This is a genomic window from Kosmotoga sp., assembly GCF_982836095.1.
This window is the reverse complement of sequence record NZ_CEYIHJ010000044.1, coordinates 4713-12158: the sequence shown is the minus strand read 5'-3', so window position 1 is coordinate 12158 and position 7446 is coordinate 4713. Positions and strand designations below refer to the sequence as shown.

8 protein-coding genes and 1 pseudogene are annotated in these 7446 nt (G+C 42.3%); all 9 read right to left on the bottom strand.

The window, feature by feature from the left end; translation table 11 throughout:
- Positions 1–583, bottom strand: a pseudogene (locus tag AC3LHT_RS04540) (hypothetical protein); the annotation flags it as partial.
- Positions 584–587: 4 nt separating this feature from the next.
- Positions 588–1394: a TlyA family RNA methyltransferase gene (locus tag AC3LHT_RS04535; protein WP_290645938.1), complete on the bottom strand. Its 807-nt coding sequence runs from the start codon at positions 1392–1394 to the stop codon at positions 588–590.
- Positions 1378–2130 carry a tRNA pseudouridine(38-40) synthase TruA gene (truA, locus tag AC3LHT_RS04530; RefSeq protein ID WP_290645937.1) on the bottom strand — a complete coding sequence of 251 codons (753 nt, stop codon included), beginning with the start codon at positions 2128–2130 and terminating at the stop codon, positions 1378–1380. Before truA ends, AC3LHT_RS04535 begins: the two co-directional genes overlap by 17 nt.
- Positions 2127–2756, bottom strand: coding sequence for a hypothetical protein (locus AC3LHT_RS04525; protein WP_488662105.1), 630 nt, complete (start codon positions 2754–2756; stop codon positions 2127–2129). Before AC3LHT_RS04525 ends, truA begins: the two co-directional genes overlap by 4 nt.
- On the bottom strand, positions 2753–4417 hold the full coding sequence (locus AC3LHT_RS04520; protein ID WP_488662104.1) for a phospho-sugar mutase: 1665 nt from the start codon (positions 4415–4417) through the stop codon (positions 2753–2755). The genes AC3LHT_RS04525 and AC3LHT_RS04520 overlap by 4 nt, the downstream gene beginning before the upstream one ends.
- On the bottom strand, positions 4417–4755 hold the full coding sequence (locus AC3LHT_RS04515; protein WP_290645931.1) for a YraN family protein: 339 nt from the start codon (positions 4753–4755) through the stop codon (positions 4417–4419). The genes AC3LHT_RS04520 and AC3LHT_RS04515 overlap by 1 nt, the downstream gene beginning before the upstream one ends.
- Before the next feature lies 1 nt (position 4756).
- Positions 4757–5050 (bottom strand): Asp-tRNA(Asn)/Glu-tRNA(Gln) amidotransferase subunit GatC, encoded by a 294-nt coding sequence (gene gatC, locus AC3LHT_RS04510; RefSeq protein WP_290667513.1) that lies wholly within the window; start codon positions 5048–5050, stop codon positions 4757–4759.
- Entirely contained in the window at positions 5047–6060 is a 1014-nt protein-coding gene (galT, locus tag AC3LHT_RS04505) for a galactose-1-phosphate uridylyltransferase (RefSeq protein WP_488662103.1), read from the bottom strand. The genes gatC and galT overlap by 4 nt, the downstream gene beginning before the upstream one ends.
- On the bottom strand, positions 6053–7446 hold a 1394-nt coding region (locus AC3LHT_RS04500), incomplete at its 5' end, for a glycogen synthase (protein WP_488662102.1). The genes AC3LHT_RS04500 and galT, both read right to left, overlap by 8 nt.

Sequence of the window (7446 nt, the reverse complement as noted above, 5' to 3'; positions counted from 1 at the left end):
CTCTCATGGGCGCTTCCACAGCGCTGCGGGTGTCTCCGAGTATCAAAAAGCCGTTACCAACATGAAAATACACCTCGCCACTGTTACTTCTAAGTTCTCCAATCAAATCACCGTCTTGCTTGAAAATGGAGCTTTCCAAAAGCGAAGCTATGATGTTCAACAACTCTTCGGGTTCCTCTGATTTCCATACGAGAAAGATATCTTTTGTTTCACTCTTGAATTTTTCGAGAATGTATATGGGATCGAAGGTGATAATGTCTTCGAGTTCGAGATCAAATTCCTTACCGGCGAGCAGAAATTCTCCGTTTATGGCTTTCTTTATCTTCCGTTCATCCAGAGTATTACCGCTGGAATAACCCGCAGCGGAAAGAAGAGAAATGAAATAGTCTTCCAGCCCCAGACCGTCCTTTTCCAGATACACGTAGAACAGGTTCGTATTTTTCTTGAGATAGTCAAAGTAATCCACGCTATTTCTCACAATGAGGAAGTATCCCGCATTTGACGGAAGAAAGTCTGTAATATTTTGTGAAAACAGCGAAAAATTGATTATCAAAAACGTAAGTACAAGGATTTTTTTTAACACGAGATCACCTTTCCAGTGCCAGAGTTTCGAAAGCCCTGTTGACACAATTCTCTATATCAAGATTCCACACTTCATTACGATCTCCTTTAACGGCATGAATGAGATACTCAATATTACCATTCTTACCCCGCAACGGGGAAAAAGTCATTCCTCTCACTACTAACCCCGTCCTATGAAAGGAATCTATGACACCATGGAGAACACTCTTATGTACGCTGGCATTGAGGATGACTCCCTTTTTGGACAACCCGGGACCAGCCTCAAACTGCGGCTTTATCAAGCAAATACAATGACCTCCCATTTTCAGTATTTCCGAAATACTGTCAACTACCTTGGTCACAGAGATAAAAGAAAGGTCTGCAGTCACTATGTCAACCGCACCATTAAGAAGTTCCCGGGTAACACTTCGCGCATCGGTATTCTCAAGGGATATTACTTCGGGTTTGTTTTTAAGTACAGGGTCCAGTTGCGCAGTTCCAACATCAACAGCGTATACAACACTTGCACCTCGTTCCAAGAGCAGCTGTGTAAATCCACCCGTAGAAGCTCCAAGATCACACACACGTGTTCCTTCAACTACAACTTGAAAGCTTTCAAGGGCTTTTTTAAGCTTGTAATAAGCCCTGCTCACCACGAATTTGTGTTCAATAAGCTGAAGATGAGCATCTTCCAAAAATTTTTTCCCGGGTTTGTCTATCGCCTTTCCATCAACCTGTACCTTTCCAGACCTAACGGCTTCAGCGGCTTTTGAGCGCGATCGAAATAGCCCTCTCCTCACGAGTAACTCATCAAGCCTAAGTTTCGAACTCATCGAACAACACCTTGTATAGCACCAATCCTTGTGGTGGGGCTGAACTTGGGAGCATTGACCTGTCTTTTGATTCAAGAATCGTTTTTACGGCTTCTGGTTGAAGATTTCCCGTTCCCACACGTACAAGTGTACCCACGATATTCCTCACCATTCTTCTCAAAAAGGAAATTCCCTCCACTCTTACCAGAACGAGAGATTTGTTCATTCTCATTATACGAATATTCGTTATCGTCCTTATTGTCGTCCTATCGTCTCTTCCTGTGCGGAAAGCGGCATAGTCATGCTCTCCCAACAGGAAATTAGCACCATATCGCATCTTTTCGATGTCTATATCATAAGGGAACCACCATGTATATCTTTTCCTGAAAAGGTCGGGTTCTGTGGTGTTTAATATGTAATAATGATAAATTCTTTTCTTAGCATGAAAACGCGGGCTAAACCCTCTGGGAACTTCATACACTCTTCTGACGTAAATATCGGCGGGAAGGTTCGCATTGAGGGCATCTTTCATGGTTTTTGCGGATAACCTCTCCAATGTTGAATTGAAGGCAACTACCTGCCCAAATCCGTGTACGCCAGTATCTGTACGCCCCGCTGCATCAGTTCTGACCTCTTCTTTGTGTATTTTCGAGAGTGCTTCTTCTATGGTTCCTTGTACTGTTCTGCGATCAGGCTGAACCTGAAATCCGTAAAAATCCGTTCCATCATAGGCAACTACTGCGGCGAATCTTTTCACCAAGTTTCACCTCTGCCCGCTGTGCTTCCCGTATCACGCAGCTCTCCAAAGAGGTAAACCATACTGGAAAGATCCTTTCTGAAAGCGTTCAAATCGCCAGAGTAAATGTTCCAGAGTATTTTACTGACAAGCATCTCAACGTATCTCATCAATTCCTTTTCGAGCTTCTTTCTTTCCGGTACCTCCAGCTCCATTTTTTCGGAATTCAGTCTTGCGATTAGCCATTCGTTTAGAAAATGGTCATTGAAATTAATTGTTCCGGATTCGTAATTTCTCATCATTTTAAAAATATCTTCCGAAATTTCCCTAAGGGAGAAACGCTTCGAAATAGCTTCAATGATATCTGCCTCATAGAAAACTTCAATGGCATCTGGAATTTCCAGTTCGTACTTAAAATACAGCAAATTGGTGTCGCTGTGCTTTCGTTCAAAAATGATTTTCCTTCTCATGGAAGCTTCCAAGCCAAATGCGCTGAGACATTTCCAGTATTTCTTGTCTAGAAGTTCTTTTGCCTGCTCTTCTGACCATGCAATCATCATTCCGGTCCAGGCCCTATGGTCAAAATTGATCTTTTTCGGTGAAAAGTAGGATGTTTCGTCATAAATGATATGAGCATAACCGTTCACTGTTTAACAATCCTTTCCACGTATCTCTCCAAAAATTTTATTTTTTCCATCGTGGCTTTGTGTGTATTTCCCTTTGCCATCAAGTAGAACTTGATCTTCGGCTCAGTACCGGATGGTCTGGCAATCAATTTGAAGTTATCTTCATAAACGAGCTCAACTACATCAGCTGGCGGTAATTCTGCGATTCCTTTACTGTAATCCTTAAAGTCGATCAGCTTTTTACCTTCTATTTCAGTGGGAGTGTCGCTTCTCAGATTATTCATAATCCTGGAGATTTTTTTCATGCCTTCTATTCCTTCAAAAGTAAAGCTTTTCAAGGACTCCAGGTAATAGCCGTATTTTTCATAGATTCTGACAAGGTATTCCAACAGGCTGATTCCTTTCTCTTTCAAAGAAGCGGCAATCGTTGCAGCAAGGGCAGAAGCCACAACCGCATCTTTATCTCTTGCGTGTGTGCCGTATAGATAACCATAACTCTCTTCAAAGCCAAAAAGAAAACTCCCGTTCTTTTCAACCGCGGATTTTTCTATGAGTTCGCCTATAAACTTAAATCCTGTTAGCGTTTCTTTAAGCGCCACACCGTACTCATTAACGATGTCTTTCGCCAGGTCGGTGGTTACAATGGTCTTCACCACAAAAGCATCGCCGGGCAAGCGGTTTTTCAGGGATTCTAAGAGGAATTCAAGCATGATAACACCCATTTGGTTTCCGGTAATGCTAACGTAGCTATCGCCTTTTTGACACATTAGCCCCATTCTATCACAATCAGGATCTGTCGCGATAATAATGTCAGGATTGAATTCCTTAGCCTGCTTTAGAGCCATCGTGAAGGCTTTCGGGTCCTCGGGATTTGGATAGCTGACTGTGGGAAAATTGCCATCAGGGGTGCTTTGTTCTTTAACAGTTTCTACATTGTATCTCAGCTTTTTTAAGACATCCATCACTGGTTTGTAGCCAGTACCATGCAAAGGTGTATATAAGACTTTCAAAGCTTCAGGGTTGGTTCCGTGAATATTCAGAAGTTCTTCCGTCAATTTGATTATGTAATTTTCAAAATTCAAGAGAACTGTATCCGGGACTTTCTTGATCAAAGCTTCGTCCCCTTCCAAATCGACAAAGAAATCCAATTTGCTAATTTCTTTCACGATTGCTTCTGCATAACGTGGAACTGCCTGTGTTCCGTCATGGGTATAAACTTTATAACCATTATATTGAGGGGGATTATGGCTGGCTGTTATTACAATGCCACCGCTACAGCCTAACTCCCTAACCGCGTAACTCAAGACAGGAGTGGGCGTTGGCTCTGAGAAAAGATAGGTTTTGATGCCGTTGGCAGATAACACTTTAGCAGCCGTTTGAGCAAACTCTTTTGACATTTTTCTAGTATCAAAGGCGATGGCAATAGCAGGTGACTGATAGTTCTTTTTAAGCCAATTCGAGAAGCCTTGTGTAGCCCGAGCTATCGTATGAACATTTATCCTGTTCGTCCCCGCACCTATGACTCCTCTCATTCCTCCGGTTCCAAATTCAAGATCTTTGAAAAAGGCGTCAACAATCTGAGCCTCGTTAAGCCCTTTTAGCTCTTCAACGATTTCAGGGTTCGCTTTTTGAATCCATCTCTGATATTCTTTGAATATCTCAGCTTTATTTCTTTCCATCATTACCACCTTCCAATTGCTTCTAGATGATTTATCGTGCCATCATTCAGAATTTCTATCACATCCAGCTGGCATTCTTCAAATTTCGGGTTTCTGTCTGTGATGAATTTATTCGCGGCAAGCTCGAGCCGTTTTAGTTTTAATCTGTCCACTCTGGTTCGGGGTTGAAATGATCGATTGCCACCTTTCACTTCAACAAAAACAAGCTTTCTTCCCTTCATTACTACAATGTCCAGCTCGCCAAAGGGATAGCGCACGTTTCTATCGACTAACCTGTACCCCTTCTTCAGCAAATAGGTGCAAGCAATCTCTTCAAAGTGCTGTCCCTTTTTGGTACTCATCTCAGTAAATCTTTGGAACCTTCAATTGCCCATTTTCCTGCTCAGGAAAAAGGGAAGTCAGGTCATTTATATGTTCGAACGCCTCTTGATCATCTTTTCGCAGCTTCAGATCTTCTTCAATAGGGGTAAACATTTCTTCGTAATCGTTGACATTCAGTTCATCGATTAACGACATATAATCCAGAATTTTCGCGATATCCTTCATCAGCTTTTCTCTTTCTTCCGCCTTGAGTTCCAATTTGGCAAGAGACTCAAGATGCAGAAGTAATTTTTCATCAACGCGTATATCCATCATTCATCCCCCTCTGGCATTTCCACTTCCTTCAGATATTTCGCTGCATATTCAGGTGGAGTTGGATTAATGTAAAATCCAGAACCCCACTCAAATCCTGCCACTCTTGTCAACCTTGGTACAATTTCCAGATGCCAGTGATAATATTGCTCCCCTTCTATACCGGTAACACCTGTATGAAGCATGAAATTAAAGGGAGGATTATCTAGAGCCTTGTAAATTCTATACAAAGTGTTCTTCAAAACCCACGCAAACTGCCTTACCTCCTCAGCTCCTATTTCACCGAAATTGAATTTGTGCGCTTTTGGCAAAATCCATGTTTCGAAGGGAAATCTGGCAGCAAAAGGCTCAAAGGCAAGGAAAAGCTCATTTTCTACTACGATTCTTGTTTTTTCAAGCAGTTCTTGATTCAACATATCACAATATACACAGCGTTCTTTGAATTTGTAATAATCATAGCTTCCATCGATTTCTTCGACAACCCGTTTGGGTATGATAGGCGTGGCTATTAACTGGCTGTGAGGGTGTTGTAAGGAGGCACCAGCTTCTTTGCCATGGTTCTTGAAGATGAGCACGTATTTTATCCTTGGATCCTTTTCCAATTCGTTGAACCTGTACTTATACGCCCATATTACCTCTTGAATTTGCTTCAACGGGAGCGTAGCAAGATTTTGGTTGTGTTCCGGTGTTTCTACAATAACTTCATGAGTTCCAAACCCCTTTATCACGTCATACATACCGTGTCCAAATTTCACAGGCTCAAGTTTTGGATCCAGGGCCGGGAATTTGTTAGGCACGACTCTTATCCACCATCCCGGTTCATCTGGTTTTGAATTTTTGTCCCTGAAAGCCATTATCTCCGGGGGAGTTGTGTGCTCGTTACCGTAGTCGAAAGGACAAAAGCCCCCTCCGGGTTCCTCCAGCGCTTTCTTGAAATCATTTGGTCTTTTTGAACGCTCCGTTGCGATAATGACCCAGCGCTTCAGTATCGGGTCCTTCCTGAGCTCAGGCATCTACTGGCCTCCTCTCGGATTCTATTATTTTCTTATAGAGCTTTTCATATTCTCCCGCGGAATTTTCCCATGAACAATCCGTTTTCATGGCGTTTTTTACGACTGCTATCCAGTTATCAGAATTGTATGTAATCAAAGCACGTTCAACGGCTTTTTTTAATTCCAGGGAGCTGTAAGCATAAAACCCAAAACCGTTTCCTGTACCATTATTGGAATTGAATTCTTTAACAGTATCCTTTAGCCCTCCTGTAAATCTCACAACAGGGACTGTTCCGTATCTCATGGCGAACATTTGCCCCAGACCGCAGGGCTCATACTTCGAAGGCATCAGGAACATGTCACTGCCGGCATATATCTTTTGTGCCAGGTTTATATCAAAGAGTATGTTTGCTGAAACCTTTTCCGGATATTTTTCTGCAAGCTCTTTGAACAACTTTTCGTAACGTTCCTCACCAGTACCTAAAACCACAAGCTGCAAATCATTTGATAAAAGATCTTCAGCGGCTTCTGCAAGAATATCCAATCCCTTTTGGTCTACCAACCTGGATATCAATCCCACAACGGCGCTTTTTCTTGCAGGAAGCCCAAGTTCTTTTTGAAGTGAAACTTTGCAGTCTTTCTTTCCAGTAAGGTCTTCGAGGCTGAAATTGGCTGGTATCCTCTTATCAGTTTCAGGATTGTATTCGACATAGTCTATCCCGTTGATAATTCCCACCAAACGGTCACCGAGCCCTGAAAGCAACACATTCAAACCCATTCCATATTCTTCGGTTTTGATCTCATCCGCATAGGTCGGACTTACAGTACTGACGAAATCCGAAAATACAATGCCCGATTTTAGAAAGTTGAGCATACCACCTGTGGAAAGATAACCCTTTTCCCAATATTGCTCAGGAAGGTTTGAGAGTTCAAAGTAATATTCGTCAAAAGTTCCTTGATAGCCAAGGTTATGAATGGTAAGCAGAGTTCTCGGCATTGCATCACCTGAATAGGTTTTTATGAACACCGGAATCATGCCTGTTTGCCAATCGTTGCAGTGTACGATATCAGGATTCAAGCTTTTGGAGAGCTGAAAGACCGCATCTGAAAAGGCAAGAGCCTGTAACCCCAGATCATGCCCTCCATAGACATCATCAGAATCGATTAACTCGTCATTCTTGAGCAGAAAGACCGGGACATTTCCTGCTTTCAAGTGGGTTCTGTAAACTTCGAATGTGTATTTTTGCTTCAACTCATTGGTATGTAATATCAGGTCTGTTTTCTCTATATACTCCGCTTTTTTATCCACAATCCTGTGATAAGGCATCACTATTTGCGCATCTATTCCACGCTTTACAAGATATTCAGGAAGGCTGCCGACAACATCAGCTAGCCCACCAACTTTAG

What these genes read in the sequence shown, in the direction of transcription:
- AC3LHT_RS04535 (WP_290645938.1), bottom strand. Translation starts at nt 1,394, where the DNA reads ATGAGTTCGAAACTTAGGCTTGATGAGTTACTCGTGAGGAGAGGGCTA.
- gatC (WP_290667513.1), bottom strand. Translation starts at nt 5,050, where the DNA reads ATGATGGATATACGCGTTGATGAAAAATTACTTCTGCATCTTGAGTCT.
- galT (WP_488662103.1), bottom strand. Translation starts at nt 6,060, where the DNA reads ATGCCTGAGCTCAGGAAGGACCCGATACTGAAGCGCTGGGTCATTATC.
- AC3LHT_RS04515 (WP_290645931.1), bottom strand. Translation starts at nt 4,755, where the DNA reads ATGAGTACCAAAAAGGGACAGCACTTTGAAGAGATTGCTTGCACCTAT.
- AC3LHT_RS04520 (WP_488662104.1), bottom strand. Translation starts at nt 4,417, where the DNA reads ATGATGGAAAGAAATAAAGCTGAGATATTCAAAGAATATCAGAGATGG.